Origin of the sequence: Coleofasciculaceae cyanobacterium, assembly GCA_036703275.1 — a bacterium.
GTDB lineage: Bacteria > Cyanobacteriota > Cyanobacteriia > Cyanobacteriales > Xenococcaceae > Waterburya.
Genome location: DATNPK010000096.1, coordinates 1 through 20,284, shown reverse-complemented (window position 1 = coordinate 20,284; position 20,284 = coordinate 1). Strand labels below are relative to the sequence as shown.

Sequence of the window (20,284 nt, the reverse complement as noted above, 5' to 3'; positions counted from 1 at the left end):
ATTACTTTTCCAACGCTATATGGAACAGATTCTTGAAACTTTTTCCAGTTTGGCGAAAAAAGATATTACTTAATGTCAGCTTTTGAGGGCTTGAAACGAGTCCTTAGGAAGCGGTTTAGGAAGGTCTCAGTTGAAGTCGTGGGCTATGCTGCACTATTTTCAGGTCAAGTGTGAAACCTAACACGCTACAGCAGCGGACGGATAAAAGCTGTTAGTAGAATTGCCAAAATCTGATAAGGTCTCTTTAAATCGGAAATCTAGTAATTAGCAAGTATATTTCTAGAATGTTGACGATTCCAATTCAGAGCTTATGATTCAAGTAATGATTAAAAGAGTGTGGCTTTACATAGTTTGCTTGTCTTTTTTAACTGTTGGTTGTAAAGGCAGTGGCTCCAATCAAACAGAGGGCAAACAAGACAGCCAAACGAATTTACCGTTAGAGGTTATAACCTCTAACGCTGGCAACGAAAACGAATTACGCGATTCTCCAAAGGAGAGGCTACGCCAACGCATTGAGCAAATTACTCGCACTGCTCAGGGGCGCGTTGGAGTTACAGCTATGGTACTAGAAACCGGACAATCAGTGACGCTCAATGGAGAACAGCGATTTCCGATGCAAAGCGTTTATAAGCTTCCCATTGCAATGGCTGTGCTAGCTCAGGTTGATCGAGGAAAATTAAAACTAGATCAAAGAGTTCGTGTTGAGAGAAGCGATGTTGTCCAGTTTAGTGTAGCCCTAGACCAGAATTCGCAGGGGAAGGAATTCAGTCTAGCTGAACTCTTGAAGTACATGGTCTCTGACAGTGATAATACAGCTTGCGATATGCTGTTACGACTTATCGGTGGACCCAAGATTGTGACTCAGTATGTGCAGAGTCTTGGAGTCAACGACATCGTTGTGGCTAACACAGAGAAGGAGCTAGCACAAGACAAAGCAGTGCAGTATCGCAACTATGCAACATCTGATACTACTGTCGTTCTATTGCGTTCATTCCATAAAGGACAAGGGCTTTCAGAATCGAGTCAAACCTTATTGCTGCAATTGATGATGGAGACATCTACAGGTTTAAAGCGTATTAAAGGCATGTTGCCCACAGGAACACCTGTAGCTCACAAGACTGGTACATCGAGTACTGTCGATGGGGTTACGGCTGCCACCAATGATGTAGGACTTGTGACGCTACCGAATGGGCACCATTTTGCGATCGCAATCTTTGTATCAGATGCCAAGGCTGATATTGCAACTCGTGAAGCAGCGATCGCAAAAATATCGCGAGCAGTGTGGGATGAATGGAGCAAATAAGCCGATCATTAGACACCGGGTTTGAGTTGCAAAGTTTGTCGCTGTTGGGTTAGCTTAAATGATCGACCGAAAAAGTCAAGGAGGCAACAATGTCGAAGTTTCAAGTCCGGGTCACGTCGCCTGGGTCAAGGGTCGTTCCGCTGGTCAAGACGCTGCGGCTAGTCGCCAATCTGGGGCTGAGAGAAGCCAAGGGTCTGTCCGACTACTTGCAGGAGCACGCCCCCTGCGTCTTGGTGGTCGGGGTAAGCCGAGAGGTCGCCGAGTTGCTCCGTGAGGTCGAGGTTGAGGAGTCGAGCATTGATGCACCGATGCTTCTGTATCCCGAGGCGAATCAGCGTTATCGGTGGAACTGGCTCAGCGGTTATACCCCGATGTGACGACAGTAGGACAGCCTATCATTACATATTGAACATTACCTACCGCACGTCTAGACTCCTAGCGACATTCTTTAGACAGGCTCTTATTCGTCGCTCACGCGCAACACGATTTTGCCCCGATAATGCTTTTTCATTGCTTTGTGCGCTTGCGCCGCCTCTTCGAGCGGAAACGTCTGCGCGATGCGAACTTGAAACTCACCGATGCTCACCAATCGGTTGAGTTGGTCGAACAACACTGGGTCGGCGAAGCCATATTGCCTTTTTCAGTTCCACACCCTCGGGCGCTTTGGGTTCAGGCATCACGCCGTTAGGGAAGGCAATGATCCCGCCCTGACGCACCAAACTGAGGCTGGATTGAACTTTGTCGCCGCCCACCAGCACCAGCGCAGCATCAAAGCCGTCGGGCGCAATGGCGAAAACCTGCACGCCCATGCGCTTGAGCCAGTTGAAGCGCGACGTGACCGACGCCGCCGCTTGCACCCCACAGCATCAATCGGGTCTCCTCGCCCGTCCCCAGCACATTCAAATTAGTTTAGCGCCGTCGCACCGGCAATGGGCAGTCCGCCCGCCATCAGCATATCGATACCATCAGGTACTGGCGCGACCGTTTTTTCGGAGACGACGACATATTGGGCATAGCTACCTCCCTTGTCATTCATGAAGATTTGTGCGTAAACGCGATCGCCGACGGCAAACCGCTCGACGCCGTTGCCGACCAGCACGCGCGGGAAGTGGACTTCGTTATACACTAGCTCACCTTCGCGCTCCAACCTCTCCCAGATGCCAATTCCGGCGATCTCGATGCGAATCAAAACTTCGCCCGCGTCCACCGCAGGCAGCGGTAAGGTATGCAAAGTTGGCTTATCTGGTCCGCCGAACTCGTCCACAGCCATTGCTTTCATTTGTTCGCAAGTGTTTTGCATGAGTAGGTTCTGTAATTGTTTCAGCCCCTGAAGGGCAAAAATTGTTCCGTCTGATGATGATGAGCATTCTGATTGATATCGGTGCTTCAGTTAAGCTGCGCGCTGCGGTCTAACTAACGATTAACGAAGTGCATTAATGCTTCGGTATAGCGAGTTCCCGCAGCAGAGCCAATCGGAAGCATTGCTTCAATTTGTTGCAGTTCGTCAGCCGTCAACACAATCTCCAATGCCCCTACATTTTCATGCAGCCGTGCTTGACATTTCGTTCCGGGAATGGGGATGATGTCCTCGCCTTTTGCCAACAGCCAGGCAAGTGCAAGTTAAGCAGGCGTACACTGTTTCTGAGCGGCGATTTGCTTGATTTCTTCGACCAGTTTTAAGTTGCGGTAAAAATTCTCGCCTTGAAAGCGGGGACTATGCCGCCGCCAATCGTCAGGTGGAAAATTATCGGGAGGCGGAAGTTTGAACCCGAAACTTTCGCCCATCCCATCGCGGATTTTCCAGTCAGCCGGATTGACCGCCGCGACGTGAACTTTCACCAGAACTTCGTCCACTTTCGGCTCTGGACGTTCGACATCGACGTAATCCAAAACGTCTTCATTGCCGTATGCGTTAATTATTATTGCTTTCATTTTTTTCCTACGTTCTATTCAATGTCGTTCAAATAAGGATATACAACAGGGTAAGTAATGGTGGCAAAATCACTATCTCATTGAAACCAGAATAATGCTAACCATCAAAATACCAACTAAATGATATGAGCCACTTATTGCTCTGTAAAGGAGTAACCGGGGAATATTGGGGTTAATTCCGATGTTGACGGTATTGGCAACTAAGTAACCGAATCCAACAATTACGGCAAACATCAGTATTATTCACTAATCAGATTTTCCACAGAACTTGAAATGAGGTGTGTCACGCAACGGAGCAAGTTTAGCCGCTCTTTCGTCTTAGGTAGAGGCGCATTCTTTGTCGAAGACTACAGCTTGTTCTTGATTTTGCATGAGAGTGAATAATTACGTTATTTCTATTTTGAAAGTATTAAACTCATTAAGTGCGGGCAGGAATGTTACTGGAGCTTCCTCACGCATCTGGGCGAGGAGCGTAAATCTGTCGGCGATAAATCGCGGGTTACTCGAGTCGAACTGTTCGGCGGTGGTTGGGTGTGGCCTCAGGTTAGTGGCTTTCTTACGAGTTATATTGACAACATATTGTCAATTCAAATGCCACCGCATCGACAATATTTTGATTCCATCACTTACGTTTTGCTGAGTCAGATTTTCTCCCCACGACTCTGCTATTTGACGTTGTGTCTTGTCCTGATGTTGCTTTACAAATTGCTCAAATTTCTCATAATCTTGGATTTTTTGATTCTCTTTCTAGCCAGAGATCTAGGGGATTACATACCAATTTCTGCAATTCCAAGTACTTCTTGCCATATTTCCGTAATTTGTTTTTCTAAATTATTTGTGTGAGCAACATAGGAATATACTAAGGCCAGGTCTAGAGTAATGCGAACCTAAATCTAATTGATTATTAGATTGTGCATTTTCTTTCTTATTCAGGTTAAATATTTGATTTTTACTCGTAGTTATATTTACCGTTAAAAGAATAATTTGCGCACCTAAATTTAAAGAAAATATTCGTTTGAATACTTCTATTATTTCTGTTGAGGTAATAGCTAATTTTGAACCAGATACTTGCTCTAGCGTTGTTTGTTTCTAATTTCCATTCAGTTCTAATTTATCCCAATCTATAATATAGCATGGTAAACAATTATCGTGATTGTGTCGGTTAATAAAAGTATTTGTTAACTGCTTACTTGCTGAATATAAACCTAATCCAAATCCTCCTAAAATAGAAGATAAATAAGAAAACACTAGACAAAAGTCCAAGTTTTTATTCTGTAATACTCGTTCTAATACTAAAATTTTACGAGGTTGTAATTTTAAATTATTTTCTAATTTGGTGGTTGTAATTTCTGGAATGGAAGCAAATATATGTTTGCGCTTTATTTCAGTTGAACAAATAACCCCGTTAATTTGTCCAATATTTTCAGTGGCAAGGATTTGATACATTTGCTCATAATTAGTTTTATCTGTACGCAGTACTAAAACTTTTGCCCCATTATTTTTTAATGCTAATAATTGTTGAATTTTGTAACTCACTTCATCATCTTTAGTATAAGTTTCAAGCCATTGTGAGAAATCATCTTTTTCTGGGAATGTAGAATCCTCAATAAATATGAGTTTCGCTTGAAAAGTTTTTGCTAAGTATTCTGCAAGCACAACTTCAATACTTTCTAGTCCTCCAGGAAATAGGTAAACGCCTTGTTTTCTTAAAGGTATTTTTTCGTCAACAACTAATTCTAATCTAACTGGTTCAAATGTTTGTATCCAACGGTAGCGATCGCGATAAACAACGACATTATCTGAGGATACAGAAGTTAACTCAATCAAAAGTTGGTCAATAATACTTTGATGATATTTTGGTCTTTCTTGTGTGTCTGTGAGGTTAGTTAAAACAATATTAATACACTTACAGCTAATATTAGGATACTCTTGCGGAATGACTTTACACAAGACTAATATTGCTGATTTCTCTGGGTCGAGTTTTTCATTACCATTAACATCTTGAATGTTGTTTGATATAACCGAAATTCGTAAGCTATTATTCATTTTTAGCTTACTCAGGCTTTGGGTGAGAAATAATAAACTATTGAATTCTAAATATTTTCCTAATTGATTTGTTTCATCATGACTTACGCTCCATAAATAAGCAATTTGTTCTAGTTTTTGACCTGATAATTCTAATTTTTTAATTAGAGTATCGTAATCTTCCCTTCTAAATGGATTTATTGTATAAATGTCTTCACTTAATTTGCTAAACTGTTCTCCTTTCTTTACAGTAATAACATTTTATCTTGACTCCCAAATACGTCAACTAATTGCTTGCCTATTTCTAGATCATCTATAAAAAACAGCCAATTTTCTGATTTAGATTGTATTTGACTAGAGGGAGAATTAGACAGTAAAGAACGTTTCCATGAAGGCACATAAAACCAGTTAGCGATATCTTGTTTATTGTCTGATGCTGTTAATTTTTGATCTATAGAAGGTGAAGGGGATTTAGCATCAATCCAGTATCTTTGTCGTTCAAAAGGATAAGTTGGCAAAGGCAAACGATGACGATGCTCATGAGTATAAAACTTCGACCAATCTATTTCTACACCTCTAAGCCATAACAAACCTAATGTTTGCAATAAAAAGCGAACATCTGATTGTTGCTCTTTGACATGAGGTAAAGATGTTAATATCTGTTGCTGAGTATTTCTATCTAAATGCTGTCTCGTCAATGTGCTTAAAGTTCTTTCCGGTCCTACTTCAAGAAAAACACCTTCAAACTGCTGTACTAATTGGGACATACCATCCGAGAATCTTACAGTTTTTCGTAAATGTTGGCACCAGTAATCTGGATTTGTAGCTTGTTTTTCAGTAATCCAATCACCAGTTACGTTAGAAATAAAGCGTATATGTGGTACATTCAGTTTGACTGTTTTGAATACCTCGCTAAATGCTTTTAGGATAGGTTCCATCATCACAGAATGAAAAGCATGAGATGTATGCAACAGCCGACATTGAACTTCTTGAGAAGATAATTGCTTTTCTAAGGCTACAACGGCTTGGTTTGTTCCAGAAACTACACAGGAAGATGGACTGTTAACTACTGCAATTTGTAAGGATTGTTGAGGCAACTGGTTTCTATCGAGCAACAACTACACCTCTTTTTCTGGAAGCTTAATTGCCAACATACTTCCTGGGGGTACTTGTTGCATTAACTGTCCCCTTTTTGCCACAGTTTTTAAGGCATCTTCCAAAGAAAATACACCTGAAATAGTTGCGGCGACATATTCCCCAATACTATGACCAATCATTGCTTGTGGGCACACTCCCCAAGATAAAAATAACTGAGCTAAAGCATACTCTGTAACAAATAAAGCAGGTTGGGTGAGAGCTGTTTGCTGAAGTTGTTTAGAAGCGGTTTCAATCTCTTCGTGCTTGGGGTAAAGTAGAGAACGGATATCAAGACCAAGGTGCGATCGCAAAATTTCGGCGCAGATATCTACATGTTCTGTAAATGTTGGTTCTACTTCATACAGTTCTCTCCCCATGTTTGTATATTGCGAGCCTTGTCCTGAAAACATGAAGATAACCTGACAGTGATTTGACTTATGATGGTGACTCAAAATAGTTTGAGGGTCTTGACTGTGAAGGGATTCCACCGCATCATTTAGGTCTTGGCAAATTACTACACGGCGATAGTCAAAATCCCGGCGACCTACTTGTAAGGTATAAGCTGCATCAGGTAGGTTAATATCGGGGTTTTGCTCAAAATAAGTGTGCAGTTGTGCTGTTGCAGTATCTAAAGCTGTGCTGGTTTTGGCTGAGAGTAACAATAATTGGTAAGGACGGGAAGCATCAGAAGCTTCAATCATGGGAGCTTCTTCTAAGATTACATGGGCATTAGTTCCACCAATGCCAAAAGAACTTACACCTGCTCTGCGAGGTGTCCCGTTAGTTTTCCACTCTGATAACTTATGATTAACGTAAAAGGGACTATTGGCGAAATCTATTTGGGGATTTGGTTCTTGAAAGTGCAAACTGGAAGGTATTTGTCTGTTTTTTAGTGCTAGTACAGTTTTAATTAATCCTGTTACCCCCGCTGCTGCATCCAAATGCCCAATATTAGTTTTGACTGACCCGATCGCGCTAAAAACCTTTTTTATTTGTTCTGGTACGGAACGCTTGTGTGAGAGCCGCGATTTCAATCGGATCTCCTAAAGGGGTTCCTGTTCCATGAGCTTCGATATAGCTAATGGTTTCTGGTTCAACTTCAGCCAAAGCTAGTGCTTCTAAAATTACCTCTGTTTGACCATCAACACTGGGAGCAGTGTATCCAACCTTCAAAGAACCATCATTATTGATAGCTGAAGCTTTGATTACCGCATGAATGCGATCGCCATCAACAACAGCGTCTGACAATCGCTTCAAGACCACCACACCCGAACCGCTACCGAAAATAGTTCCTTGAGCTTGAGCATCAAAGGCTCGGCAATGTCCGTCAGGAGAATTAATCTCTCCTTCTTGATACAAATAACCAGTTTTTTGGGGAACTTGTATCGAAACACCACCTGCAAGTGCAATATCGCTTTCTCCATTTAATAAACTTTGAGAGGCTAAGTGAACTGCCACCAATGATGTAGAGCAGGTGGTCTGAACATTTACACTTGGTCCTTTAAGATTTAACTTATAAGAAATTTGTGTAGTTAGATGGTCTTTATCATTGCCTATAAAAATGGGGAACGCGCCAGCTGATTTTATAAAATCTTGATTAGGATATAAATTTGATAATAAATAATTACTGACGGTAGTACCAGCAAAAAGACCTATTTGACCAGTATAAGTTGCCGAATCATAACCAGCATCTTGTAAAGCTGACCAAGCACATTCCATGAAAATACGGTGTTGCGGGTCTGTAATTTCTGCATCTTTAGGAGTTAAACCGAAAAATGAAGCATCAAATAGTTCTATATCTTTTAATACAGTACCCGCTTTCACATATCGATGGTCACTCAATAGTGTGGGTTCTACTCCTGTAGATAATAATTCTTCATCAGTAAAAAAAGAAATTGACTCTATACTATTTTGCAGATTTTGCCAAAAAATATTGACGTTATTTGCACCAGGAAAACGACCTGCCATACCGATAATAGCCATTTCATCTTTATCATGAAAGCTATCAACTAAATTATTTTCTATGTCCATTTACAGTGCTTTTTGGTAAATTTTGCTTGACGTTTTATAGTTTATGAGCAGAGCGTTTCATCAAATGAATGAATAAACTTTATTCTTTATTTGATTGATACTTTGTAGTCTGATAATTTTGTCGAGCTTGTTTTCGACGATTCATTGAAGCCGTGCGACTTTTATTTTGACGAACATTTTCTCGAACAACTTGTGTTTTTTTCTGTAACTTAGTTAAATATTTAGCTAAATAGTTGATGGTTGGATATTGAAAAACATCAACTAATGAAAGTTGCTGAAATATTTTTTGCAACTTACTATGAACTTGAACCAAAAGCAGTGAATGACCGCCTAGTTAAAAGAAATTATCGTGAATACCAACGTCTTCAATACCAAGAACTTCTTGCCAAATATCAGCAATAGTTTTTTCTACCTCAGTTTGAGGTGCTAGATAAACTGCTTCCAATTCAGGACGTACTTGGTCGGGTACAGGTAGTGCTTTACGGTCAACTTTGCCATTAGGTGTTAATGGTAGCGCCTCTAATAAAAGCAAAGCATTGGGAATCATGTAGTTTGGTAACTTTGATTCCAAAAATTCCCGTAGTTCTGTAATCGTCAGAGTTTGCTCTTGTTGAGCAACTACATAAGCGACTATTTGTTGAGAATCTACTGAGTCTTCCCTGACTAATACTACAGCTTCTCGGACTGCTGGGTGCTGGCTGACAACAGCTTCAATTTCTCCCAATTCGATGCGAAAACCGCGAACCTTCACTTGGTGATCGATGCGTCCTAGAAATTCGATATGACCATTTGGCAGCCAGCGGGCTAAGTCTCCAGTCCGATACAATCTTGCTTCTTTTGCTTTTTTAGTTTTACCGTTGTCTTTAATAAACGGATTGAGGATAAACTTTTCCTGGGTTAACTCAGGCATATTTAAATACCCTTGTGCCAGTCCATCTCCCCCTACATATAGCTCCCCCGTAATACCCGGCGGTAGAAGATTGCCATATTTGTCCAAAATATATATTTGTGTGTTGGCAATCGGTTTTCCAATTGAAACCGTATTTTTTTGGAGATATTCTTTAAATCCGCTTTTAGATCGTCCGCTAACCGCAAATGTATTGCTTCTTTTTGCACGACAGCAGTTTCCCTATCATCCGAGCCAATTCCTTGAACTGAGAGATCTTTTATACCATTCGATTCATCGTTACTTCTTGTTTCAATTTGATTGGCGATTCTCAATTGATCTTCAAGAACAGTTTGCAAATCTGTAGCGGTTGTATTTGGATTGGACAAAACAGCCCTAAATACAACAATTTCTTGGTCTTTGCCATAGGCAGTGTCCATCAAAGTAGTCTTAGATATCATTCCCTGTTCAAATTGTTCTCTTTGTATCTGTGTATTGAGTTGATTAATTCTTTGGATGTCATCGCCACTCAAAGATTTTTGTTGTGCTTTTACTCTTAAATCATTAGGAATATATCGATAATTAACGATATTCAAAGCTGGTGGCATTAAAAGTTCAAACGGTTTAAGTAATTCTATAAGTCTGGAAAAATATTGGGCTTTCTCTATGCCATTGTTAATTAGGATCTCGTATCCCCTTTTGCCGATAATATGAAGCGCACTGTGTAAGCACAACGAAATCGCTGAGCGTGATCCCTCAATTGTGAATCGTCCCACATCAAATGTATCTTGCTGAGCTTGGTAACGAGCTGTGGTTGCCGCAGAGTTTAACATCTGCGGATCTTTAAACAGACAAACACTGATACCTTGAGGTAGATATAACTGTTTATGACCACAAATAGTTATAGAATCAGCTCGCTCAATTCCTTTTAATTTTCCTTTATGCTTATCGGAAAATATCGTCGCACCACCCCAAGCACCATCCACATGAAAATGAATGCCGAATTCCTGGGCGATTTCGCCCATTTCCCATAAAGGATCGATTTCACCAGTTTCTGTTGTTCCAGGGATGCCCACAAGTGCCAGGATGTAGAGCTTATTTCTTCTGCACTCGCGGATTTTTGCTTCCAGCAGATTGAGATTTAAATTTGCGTCATCATTACTGTCAATAAAAACAATATTGTCTGTCCCCAGACCTAATATGGAAGCTGCCTTATTGAGAGAGTAATGCATTAGCCGAGAGCCAATGATAACAATATCTTGATATCCTTTGTGACTCAGAACTTTGTAAAGGCTTTCTTTTGATAACTCACCAGACTTTTCTTTGGTTAACAATCCTGAATTTCGCGCACATAATAAGGCACTAATGTTTGCCGTTGTACCGCCAGTTGTAATAATCCCCAGATTGTAATTTTTCTGCTGAATATTTTCCGTGTAAAATTTACCTGAAAAGCTGTAAACAAGACGATGCAGCATGGCGATCGCCTCTCGTTCCAAAAAGATCAAAGACTTTGATGTTTCGATTTTGACTAGATTTTGGTTTAATCGCGAGATAATCTTGCTCATATCGTGCATAAAATCGGGCAAAGCCGATGTCATATGCCCAATAAATGTAGGAGATGCTGTATCGATCGCGTATGGAAGTACCTCTTGGGTAAATCTATCGTGATAATCGTCAACTGTTATCGGATGTAAAGGCAACTCGCTCCGTTGAAATTTTGTAGCCAGCATTTCTGGACTTACGCCAGGCTTGGTAAAAGGTTTTTGATAAACCCCAAGAACCCGATCTTCAGATGCACCACGAACAACTTCTGGCTTGAAATATTGCAGTATTCTTTGGCGTGTTTCCCAAAAATTAACTTCAAAGCAGGTAACATCAGCAGCAATTTCTGAAGAGCCATAAAAATTGAACAATCTGGCTGAACTGAGTTTCTGGTGAAATGTTTCAGCCAACTTTAATGGCAGGGCTTCCCCGCTACAAAAGACATATTTAAGATGTTGAAGTTGTGACAGTTGTTGGGGCGCACTGTTCAGTATTACTCTTAGCAATGATGGAACGAGAACAATTCTAGTTATTTTTTTATCGCTTAACAAGCTCATTAGCTGGGGGATATCGCTCCGTACATTATCGGGAACGATTACCAGAGGAATTCCTTTGAGAAGAGGAGAAAATATCTCCGCGACATGGTCGACAAAATTGATGGATGTTTTTTGACAGCAAACCTCATCTGCTGTAAATGGTATAGTTTCCCAGATCCAATGCAGGCGATTGACAATGCCGCGAATTTTTCCGAGAACGGCTTTAGGTCTTCCAGTAGAGCCTGATGTATAGATGGCATATGCCAGATCATCCAGTGGTGTTTGATAATTTAAATTGGCAACACTTTCTCTAGCAATGGCATCTTTATCCCTATTCAGACAGACGATATGGGCTTGTTGAGAAGAAATCTTTTCGGTCAGAGATTGCCAAGTCAGAGCTTTGGGCGATGCAAGCTCGCGCAACTCCTCTGACTTCGTCAATATGATACGCACATTGCAATCTTCCAGCATGAATGCCAGTCTTTCTTGCGGATAGTTGGGATCTAAGCTTTGAGAATACCCAGCAAGCTCACCACTTGTTCTAAGGATGGTTCAATACAGATGCCCACCAGCACTCCCGAAGCAACTTCGAGAGACTTTAAATAATGCGCTAGTTGATTGGCTTTTTGATTTAATTGTGTATAGGTCAATGCTTCATCTTCAAAAACAACTGCGATCGCATCAGGTGTTTTCTCTACCTGGGCTTCAAATAGTTGATGTAGGCATTGATCTTGAGAATAATTTACCTGAGTGTTATTCCATTCGACTAATAACTGCTGCTGTTTTGGTTTAGTTAAGAATGGTAGTTCTGACAAACGCTGTTGCGGATTAGCAACAATTGCCTCAAGCATTGTCTGTAAATGTCCTACCATTCGAGTAATAGTTGTAGGCTCAAATAGGTCAGTATTATATTCAAAACATCCCTCTAATCCAGACTCGGTTTCTGTCATATATAGAGTTAGATCGAACTTAGAAGTAGAAGTATCACTTTCACCTTCCAATGTGCTCAAAGTCAAACCAGGTAACTCTAATGCCGACATTGGAGCATTCTGAAGCACAAACATTACTTGAAAAAGTGGTGTATAGCTTAAGTGTCGCTCTGGTCGTAATTGCTCAACCAACAATTCAAAAGGCAAATCCTGATGGGCATAAGCTCCTAATGCTACTTCTCGCACTCGCTTGAGTAATTCTTCAAAACTCGGTTCTCCCGTCAAACTAGTTCTCAACACTAAGGTATTAACGAAAAACCCGATTAACCCTTCTATTTCTGCTCGGTTACGATTGGCAATGGTAGTACCGACTACAATATCTTCTTGTCCTGTATAACGCCATAGCATTGTCTCGAATGCTGCTAGAAGAGTCATAAAAAGGGTACTTCCCTGCTGCTGACTCAATTTATTTAAAGCTGCGGATAATTCTTGAGATAAGTTAAATGAGTATTTTGCACCTCGAAAAGTTTGAGTTGCTGGTCTTGGATGGTCTGTAGGTAGTTCTAAAATTTTAGGAGCGTTTTCTAATTGCTGGAGCCAATAATTTTTTTGAGTCTCTAGTGTTTCTCCTTGCAAATAATCTCGTTGCCACAGAGCAAAGTCAACATATTGAATTGGAAGTTCTGGTAATGGGGATGGTTTTCCTGCCAGAAATGCTTGATAGAGAGTAGCTATTTCTTGAATTAAAATGCCTGTTGACCAGCCATCAGAGACGATATGGTGAGTAGTAAATAGAATTATATGTTCTTGACGATCGCATTTTAGCAGTTTAACTCGCAGTAATAAGTCTCGTTCTAAGTCGAATGGATATCGCGCTTCTTGTGGTGCTAGTTGTTTAACTTTTGCTTCTTTTTCGATTGGTGATAAATTACTTATATCGATGACTAGAAGCTGAAAATTAACTTCTGACTTAATAACTTGAACGGTTTGTCTTGCGACGGTGGTAAATGTGGTTCTTAAAATTTCATGTCGTCTAATAATTTCCTGCAAACTCTGTTCTAGGATGTCAATTTGAAGCTCACCAGTTAAACGTAAAGCAGCGGGTTGATTATAAAAAGGATTCCCTGGTTCTAAGCGATCGACAAACCATAACCGTTGTTGAGCAAAGGATAGAGAGATATTATCAGTTCGGGAAACGGGTTTGATCGCAGTTGAAGACAGGTTAAGCTGAAGCAGAAACTCTAAAATTTCTGCTTTACGTTGTGCTAGTTCGCTTTTTAAGTCTGGTGTAAGTACGTCTTTCGGAGCATTGCAGCGCAAGCGCACCTCGGAAGTATCTCCTGGGATGTCTTCAGTCCAGAGTTTGACATCTAAACTATTAAGATGGGATAATAACTCGTTGATGGTTTTCATAGTTCAATTTCCTCGCGATCGTTTGCTAGATCCGTGGGGATAGTCTGTAATTGTTGTAGGCTTTGCATCCTGTCAAGATAAGTAGCTAATTTAGCTACTGTTGTCTCTTCAAATAAACTACGTAAAGGTATTTCTTGTGGGTATTGCTCCCTTAAGCGTGAAATAACTTGGGTAGCTAACAGAGAGTGTCCCCCCAGAGCGAAAAAGTCATCGTCTAAGCTAATTTGCGCTCGCTTTAATACCTCTTGTCAAATAGTTGCTATAGTTTTTTCGGTCAATGTCTGGGGTGGGATAAATTCTTTGGGGGCATCTTGAATTTCAGGTAATGCTCGTTTATCTATTTTGCCACTTGGGCTTAGTGGTAAGGCGTGTAAAGCCATTAAAGCGGAGGGAATCATCTGCTGGGGTAATCTTGCTTCGAGAAACTGGCGTAGCTGTAGAATGAGTTCACTATTATTTACCAGACCGATATTTTTAGGTACGACATAGGCTACTAACGTTTTATCTCTTGAATCATCTTCTAGAGCGATCGCAACTGCGGCTTCAATCTCTGGATGTTGACTTAAAACTGCTTCAATTTCTCCCAATTCAATCCGAAATCCGCGAATTTTAACTTGATTATCAATTTTACCGAGATATTCTATCCTGCCGTCATCTAACCATCGCCCTAAATCTCTTTTATAAAGTAAATCTATTTCTACTCCTGGTAAGAGTTTGGCTGTTTCAGGAAAAGGATTGGGAACAAAATTAGCTTGGGTTTTTTCTTCGTTTTGCCAATAACCTACACCAACTCCATAACCAGATACGCATATTTCCCCTGGTACGCCGATAGGTAATAATTTTAAATCCCTGTCTAGAACATATAAATTCAGGTTGGCTAATGATTTGCCAATGTGGAACTGTGCGTTGGTTGGCTGGTAAGGGTTGCTTAATAATTGCTTGAGTAATATTGTCACTAGCTTCGCTTGGGCCATAAGCATTAACAATTGGGATAGTAGGATATAACTTGAGCCAATCATTGACTAAAGTTACTGAAACCGACTCTCCTGTTACCATCATCCATTGCAGACATGGTAATTTTCTAACTTCAGGAGCTAAATGGGAAATATACTCTAGTAACCCTTTAAGTAGCGCTGGTACTAATTCGAGCAAAGTGATTTTTGATTGTTGAATGGTTTGAAATAGCTGGAGAGGATCACAGGTGGTTTCCGTATCGACAACAATAGTCTTATCCCCAATAAGGATAGGTGCGAGAAATTGCCAGACGGAAATATCAGAAGAAGCAGGCGCACTTTGAAGGAAAGTAAAATCTTGGGTTAAGTTTAAAGCCTCAAATTGAGCAAAAATATGATTAATCGCCCAACCATGTCTTATCATCGCTCCTTTGGGCAATCCCGTAGAACCTGAAGTGTAGATGGTATATGCTAAATCTGTTCCTGCTCTCTCTAAATTAAGATTATCGAAATTTTCTCCTACTGAAGAAAACCTGAAATCATTAATCTCTACTTTGTGTTCTTTATTTCCTGGGCGCAAGGTTTGCGCCCCTACTTCTTCTCCATTTAAACAAACCAGATGCTTTACTTCGGGACAATCTACAATTAATTCGTTTAAAAATTCTTTACTAGCTGCATCGGTTAAAATAATCTTCACTTGACTATCCGTAACCATGTGTTTAATTCTTTCAGGTGGATAAGTACTATCAATCGGTATATAAACCCCGCCTACTTTTAAAATTGCCAGAATTGAGATTAAAAAATTAATATCTCTGGCTTTAATAACAGCGATAAATTCTCCTGGCTGGATCTTTAATCGCTGAAGTAATCTCGCTAATTGATTCGCTTTCTGGTTCAGTTGTTGATAGGTTAAATGATTATTTTTATAGCTGACTGCAATGCGATCGGATGTGCTATTTACTTGTGTTTCAAATAAATGATCGATAGTTTTGGTAACTGGATACTCTCGACTATTATGATTAAACTCTTGTAAAATCTGAGTGCGATCGCCTTCAGTAATTAAGCTCAGATCGGCTATTTGACAATTGTCAACATTATTGATATTAGCTATTAAGGCATTAAGATAATATTTACTAAATAATTCAACAGTTTGTTGCTTAAATATCTTTAGTTAAACAATCAATTAGAACTTCTTGAATTATTGAACAACCCTGTTGCAAAATCGACATTTCAATATTCAAAGGGGGTAAAATCTTGAGAACGGTATCCTCTCTGCCGACTCGTTCAATAATTAATCCTCGGTCAAAACAGCAATTGCCTATATTTTTGACTAGACTTGGATTATTAAATTTACTAAGATCGATGCCCCAAATCATCCCAATTCCGGTTATTTTTATTTGATCATCTATTGGTTTGATTTTTTGATTTAAAAAGTTTTCCAAGAAGAATTATTTTCGTTTAACTTTTTTTTCTATATCGATGTTTTCTCGGTATTCAAGTGCAGCAGTTGCCCCACAAATGCTAATTGATTTCCTCGAAAAGTTTCTGTATGTTCACCTGCTTTCCAGATATCTAGTTCTGGTTTAATTAAGACTAATGACATAGGAAAACCATAACCACTAATAGATTTAGAAAGAATAACTAGATCGGGAACTATATTTGCTCTTTCAAAGGAGAAAAAAGACCCAGTACGACCACAACCAACTTGAATATCATCACAGATTAATAAAATATCGTGCCGATCGCACAAAGCTCTTAATTCTTGCATCCATTGTCTGGGGGCAACAATAATTCCTCCTTCTGCTTGTACGGGTTCAAAAATAATTGCTGCTGGTTTAGCGATACCTGAATGAGAATCATCGAGTACAGATTCTAAATATTCCAGAGTATCAAAATTTGCCATTTTGCCGTGGGAATAAGGCATAAAGGTAACGTCATTAGCAATACCAGAGATACCAGCCCGAATTTCTTTATTACCTGTAATTGATAAACTGCCTGATATCATGCCATGGAATGCCCCCATAAAGGAAAATATTCCCGTTCTTTGTTTGACTTTTCTCGCTAGTTTCAAGGCAGCTTCCACCGCATTTGTTCCTGTGGATCCACAAAATTGTAAACGATAGTCTAGTTTTCTTGGTGACAGGATAGAACTATGAAATTTGGCGATAAATTTTTCTTTAGCGGCAGTATAAAAATCCAAACCATGAGCGATCGCATCAGCATTTAAGTAATCTATTACTTTTTGTTTGATGTAATCGTTGTTATGTCCGTAGTTTAATGCTCCTGCCCCTGCTAAAAAGTCGATGTATTCCTGAGATTCAGAATAAATAATTGATTTTTTAGCTTTGTTAAATATAGTAGGAAAGCTACGGCAGTAACTTCTAACATTTGATTCGTACTGTTCAGAAATTTTCATGAGATCTTTTAAATTTGGTGATTAAATTAGGCGATTATTTAAAATGACTGTTGTTCACATATAGCTTGATAAATTTGTGCGACTTCACTCAGAAGTAGTAAAATTGTCAAACCATCTGCTACAATAAAGTGTCTAGTCCAAACCACTTCGTAGGCGTCATCAGCGAGGCGGAATAAAGTCAAGCGCATCGGACAGGGTTTCTCTAGATCAAAGCCATTAGCGCGATCGCTGTTTAAAAAAGAGTTCAATTGTTCTTGCTGTTGCTCGACCTCAATTTCTCGCCAATCATAATGTTCTAAGGGAACAGTTACTTGTTGATAAACAACTTGTAGCGGTTGTGACACATCTTTCTAATAGAAACCTGTGCGTAAGATAATGTGTCTTTGTACTACTTGTTGCCAAGCTTCAGCAAAAGCATCAATATCAAGCAATGCTTTTACAGTAAATGTGGTTTGGAATAAGTACAGTCCGTTTTGCGAATCATATAAGCTGTGAAACAGGATTCCTTTTTGTATGGGTGTCAGTTCATAGATGTCTACAATTGAATCTATAAGATTGGATGGAATTTTATCTTTTAATTCTGGTAATAAGAGTTCATAACTATTATTTTTTGGGGAGGTTAAGCCAATCTCTGATGAAGCATCTTTAGTAGTTACCTCTACTGCTAAACTAGCGACGGTAAGATATTCAAAAATTTGTTTGGGGGTAGCTTGTAGACCAGCTTGATTAACTTTGGCGACGATTTGAATACTTAAAATTGAGTCTCCCCCAAGCTCAAAGAAATTATCATCAATGCTGACTCGTTCAATTTCTAATACCTGCGCCCAAATATCTGCTAGGACTGTCTCTGTCGGATTACGCGGAGAAATAAAATTCTTGCTTGAAGTGGGTTTTACTGACTCTGGTGCTGGTAATGCTTGTCGATCTACCTTGCCATTAAGGGTCAGAGGTAAAGCCTTTAATTGTACCCAGACAGGGGGAATCATATAGTCTGGTAAAATTTCTGACTGAGAAAATTTTGTAAGTCTTCGTCAGTTAATCTCTGCTGTTGATCTTTGACGATATAAGCAACAAGACGTTTACGATCGCACTTGTCAACTGTAACTGTGACGACCGCATCTTTAATACTAGGATGTTGTTGTAATGTGGACTCTATTTGACCTAATTCAATCCTATAACCCCGAATTTTAACTTGACGGTCGATTCTGCCTAAGAATTCTAAATTACCATCTTCTAAATAACGTGCTTTATCTCCAGTTTTATATAATCTTTGCTCACTTGCCTTCAAATGGGACTGAAACTTAATAAATTTTTCAGCAGTTAATTCTGGTTGGTTAAAATAGCCCCGTGCGAGATTTTTGCCCCCAATATAGAGTTCTCCTGGTACACCGATGGGTACTGGTTGTAAACTGCGATCGAGTAAGTAAATTTGAGTATTAACTAAAGGTTTTCCTAAAGGTACTGTTGCGGATGCAGAAATATTTGTTTCTGGGGAAATGGCAAAAGTACAAACTCCGACAGTGGTTTCTGTAGGACCATAGTGGTTGAAAATTTGGCATTTTGGTTGATACTGTTGAACTTTATGGACTAATCGCCAGCTTAAGGTTTCTCCACCCAAGATTAAGCATTTTTTGGGCAATATTTTCTCTGGGTTGGTCGCACTTAAGTAAAGCATTTAAGTGCGAGGGAACGATTTTAAGACAGTCTAGGGAATAGCGAGCGCTATAATCAGCAAATGCTTCGGGATTGGTTGCTCTTTCGCGCGAGATAAGATGCAGACAACCACCAGTTAACAAAGCAGGGAAGACAACGGTATTCCCTAAATCGGCTGCGAGGGAAGAAACCAGAGCAAAACTTTTGTTCTCTTCTAAATTAAACCTGTCGGCAACAGCATAGTAATAATTGAGGAGTTGTTGCTGCTCAATAGCTACTCCTTTGGGTTTTCCAGTCGAACCAGAAGTAAACAAGACATATGCCAAATTTTCTTTGGTTGTGGCGTTGATTAGATTAAGATCGTTTTCACTCTCTATTTTTTCCCAGTCTGCATCTAGACAAATTATTTCTCTAGTAGATTGAGGTAAATTAGAAACTAAATTTTGCTGAGTTAAGATTATCTGAGTATCTTCTAAGCGCTCCCTCAAGGCTTCTGTAGGCAGATTGGCATCTAGGGTAAGTATGCGCCACCTGCTTTGAGAATGCCTAAAAGCCCGACAATGGCTAAAGAGGATTTTTACTAAGTACAATCCCACCAAAACTTCGGGTTTAACTCCCTTCTTTCGCAAGTGATGGGCTAATTGATTGGCTTGCTGATTGAGTTGGGCATAGGTTAACTGCTGCTCCTCAAAAATAATCGCCATGTCATTGGGAGTTTTTTGTACCTGCTCCTCAAATAGTTGCTGAATAGATTTGTTTTGGGGATAGTCTTTTGCAGTTTGATTAAACTCTTGGAGAATTTTATGCCGATCGCTCAGAGGCAAAATAGATAATTGCTCTATCCTTGACTCTGGATGCTGTATGGCATCTTCTAACAAAGTTTGAAACTGCCTAGCAATACTCTCAATAGCTTCTGGCGAGAAGTAACTGCGATCGTAATTAAGTTCTAGCAGTAGAGAGTCATGACAACGAATCCCAGAGAGTTTAAGCTTGTATAGCGTTACGCATATACGTGTTTGACATTTTTTGAAAGCTGTATCAACACATTCTCGAACAGTTTCAAATTCCTTGACTCTTTGCTTCATCCAAGTTTTGAGAACAGACCACCAACGCTCTATCTTGTTCAAATCAGGAGAATAGGGAGGTAGATACCAAATTTCATATGCCCTAAAGGACTAGCCCTAAAGGATTAGCTCCGCGTCCTACGCGTCGCGAAGCGGTATGGTAAACCACTAGCTTCGCGTCGTCCTTTAGGACATCCCACCTCTTCTACTATTTCTTGAATATTTTGTCCTTTGTGAAAAGTAGCATTGTCAATAATAATGATATCCCCTGGTTGAAGTTGAGGAATCAAACTTTTTTCCAGCCATGTTTCAAATAAATCTCGATTGCATGACCCCTCAAAAGTTAATGGAGCAAATACTTTTCCTTCTTTTAATGCGGCAACCCAACTAACTCTCTCTTTTCTCTTTCCAGATTTAAGTGCATAACATCTTTCTCCCTTTGGACTATAACCATATGGATAATC

Annotated in this window: 15 protein-coding genes and 6 pseudogenes; 2 read left to right on the top strand and 19 right to left on the bottom strand. The window is 39.9% G+C overall.

Annotation, left to right across the window (positions count from 1 at the left end):
* Nucleotides 1–310: 310 nt before the first annotated feature.
* Nucleotides 311–1,303: a class A beta-lactamase, subclass A2 gene (bla, locus tag V6C71_19305; protein HEY9770605.1), complete on the top strand. Its 993-nt coding sequence runs from the start codon at nucleotides 311–313 to the stop codon at nucleotides 1,301–1,303.
* A 58-nt stretch (nucleotides 1,304–1,361) separates the two neighbouring features.
* A complete protein-coding gene (locus V6C71_19300) occupies nucleotides 1,362–1,577 on the top strand; it encodes a hypothetical protein (GenBank protein HEY9770604.1) in 216 nt (71 codons plus the stop codon).
* Between the two features lie 298 nt (nucleotides 1,578–1,875).
* Here the strand turns inward: V6C71_19300 and V6C71_19295 are convergent, their stop codons facing one another.
* The 19 genes and pseudogenes from V6C71_19295 to V6C71_19205 all read right to left on the bottom strand — a co-directional run bounded on the left by V6C71_19295 (nucleotide 1,876) and on the right by V6C71_19205 (nucleotide 20,284).
* Entirely contained in the window at nucleotides 1,876–2,160 is a 285-nt protein-coding gene (locus V6C71_19295; GenBank protein ID HEY9770603.1) for a hypothetical protein, read from the bottom strand.
* 47 nt (nucleotides 2,161–2,207) lie between these two features.
* Complete coding sequence (locus V6C71_19290; GenBank protein ID HEY9770602.1) at nucleotides 2,208–2,582, bottom strand: hypothetical protein; 375 nt, start codon at nucleotides 2,580–2,582, stop codon at nucleotides 2,208–2,210.
* Between the two features lie 134 nt (nucleotides 2,583–2,716).
* Nucleotides 2,717–2,911, bottom strand: a pseudogene (locus V6C71_19285) (aldo/keto reductase).
* A gap of 12 nt (nucleotides 2,912–2,923) precedes the next feature.
* Nucleotides 2,924–3,235 (bottom strand): hypothetical protein, encoded by a 312-nt coding sequence (locus V6C71_19280; protein HEY9770601.1) that lies wholly within the window; start codon nucleotides 3,233–3,235, stop codon nucleotides 2,924–2,926.
* Between the two features lie 1,089 nt (nucleotides 3,236–4,324).
* On the bottom strand, nucleotides 4,325–5,461 hold the full coding sequence (locus tag V6C71_19275; protein ID HEY9770600.1) for a KR domain-containing protein: 1,137 nt from the start codon (nucleotides 5,459–5,461) through the stop codon (nucleotides 4,325–4,327).
* 44 nt (nucleotides 5,462–5,505) lie between these two features.
* A pseudogene (locus tag V6C71_19270) lies at nucleotides 5,506–7,338 on the bottom strand (type I polyketide synthase).
* A gap of 34 nt (nucleotides 7,339–7,372) precedes the next feature.
* Nucleotides 7,373–8,428 carry a polyketide synthase gene (locus V6C71_19265; protein ID HEY9770599.1) on the bottom strand — a complete coding sequence of 352 codons (1,056 nt, stop codon included), beginning with the start codon at nucleotides 8,426–8,428 and terminating at the stop codon, nucleotides 7,373–7,375.
* Between the two features lie 79 nt (nucleotides 8,429–8,507).
* Nucleotides 8,508–8,750 (bottom strand): annotated as a pseudogene (locus tag V6C71_19260) (acyl carrier protein).
* A 12-nt stretch (nucleotides 8,751–8,762) separates the two neighbouring features.
* The gene (locus V6C71_19255; GenBank protein HEY9770598.1) at nucleotides 8,763–9,425 is read right to left on the bottom strand and encodes a hypothetical protein; all 663 of its coding nucleotides are present in this window, start codon (nucleotides 9,423–9,425) and stop codon (nucleotides 8,763–8,765) included.
* Nucleotides 9,371–11,044, bottom strand: coding sequence for an aminotransferase class V-fold PLP-dependent enzyme (locus V6C71_19250; GenBank protein HEY9770597.1), 1,674 nt, complete (start codon nucleotides 11,042–11,044; stop codon nucleotides 9,371–9,373). The genes V6C71_19255 and V6C71_19250 overlap by 55 nt, the downstream gene beginning before the upstream one ends.
* 183 nt (nucleotides 11,045–11,227) lie before the next feature.
* Nucleotides 11,228–13,734, bottom strand: a pseudogene (locus V6C71_19245) (condensation domain-containing protein).
* A gap of 248 nt (nucleotides 13,735–13,982) precedes the next feature.
* The gene (locus V6C71_19240) at nucleotides 13,983–14,321 is read right to left on the bottom strand and encodes a hypothetical protein (GenBank protein ID HEY9770596.1); all 339 of its coding nucleotides are present in this window, start codon (nucleotides 14,319–14,321) and stop codon (nucleotides 13,983–13,985) included.
* Nucleotides 14,322–14,481: 160 nt separating this feature from the next.
* Nucleotides 14,482–15,672: an AMP-binding protein gene (locus V6C71_19235; protein HEY9770595.1), complete on the bottom strand. Its 1,191-nt coding sequence runs from the start codon at nucleotides 15,670–15,672 to the stop codon at nucleotides 14,482–14,484.
* 172 nt (nucleotides 15,673–15,844) lie between these two features.
* Nucleotides 15,845–16,129, bottom strand: a complete 285-nt coding sequence (locus V6C71_19230) for a hypothetical protein (protein ID HEY9770594.1) — start codon at nucleotides 16,127–16,129, stop codon at nucleotides 15,845–15,847.
* Nucleotides 16,130–16,158: 29 nt separating this feature from the next.
* Nucleotides 16,159–17,103: a diaminobutyrate--2-oxoglutarate transaminase gene (locus tag V6C71_19225; GenBank protein HEY9770593.1), complete on the bottom strand. Its 945-nt coding sequence runs from the start codon at nucleotides 17,101–17,103 to the stop codon at nucleotides 16,159–16,161.
* Nucleotides 17,104–17,141: 38 nt separating this feature from the next.
* A pseudogene (locus V6C71_19220) lies at nucleotides 17,142–18,089 on the bottom strand (condensation domain-containing protein).
* A complete protein-coding gene (locus V6C71_19215) occupies nucleotides 18,086–18,742 on the bottom strand; it encodes an AMP-binding protein (protein ID HEY9770592.1) in 657 nt (218 codons plus the stop codon). The pseudogene V6C71_19220 and the gene V6C71_19215 overlap by 4 nt, the downstream one beginning before the upstream one ends.
* Complete coding sequence (locus tag V6C71_19210) at nucleotides 18,684–19,730, bottom strand: AMP-binding protein (protein ID HEY9770591.1); 1,047 nt, start codon at nucleotides 19,728–19,730, stop codon at nucleotides 18,684–18,686. Before V6C71_19210 ends, V6C71_19215 begins: the two co-directional genes overlap by 59 nt.
* A gap of 48 nt (nucleotides 19,731–19,778) precedes the next feature.
* A pseudogene (locus tag V6C71_19205) lies at nucleotides 19,779–20,284 on the bottom strand (transposase).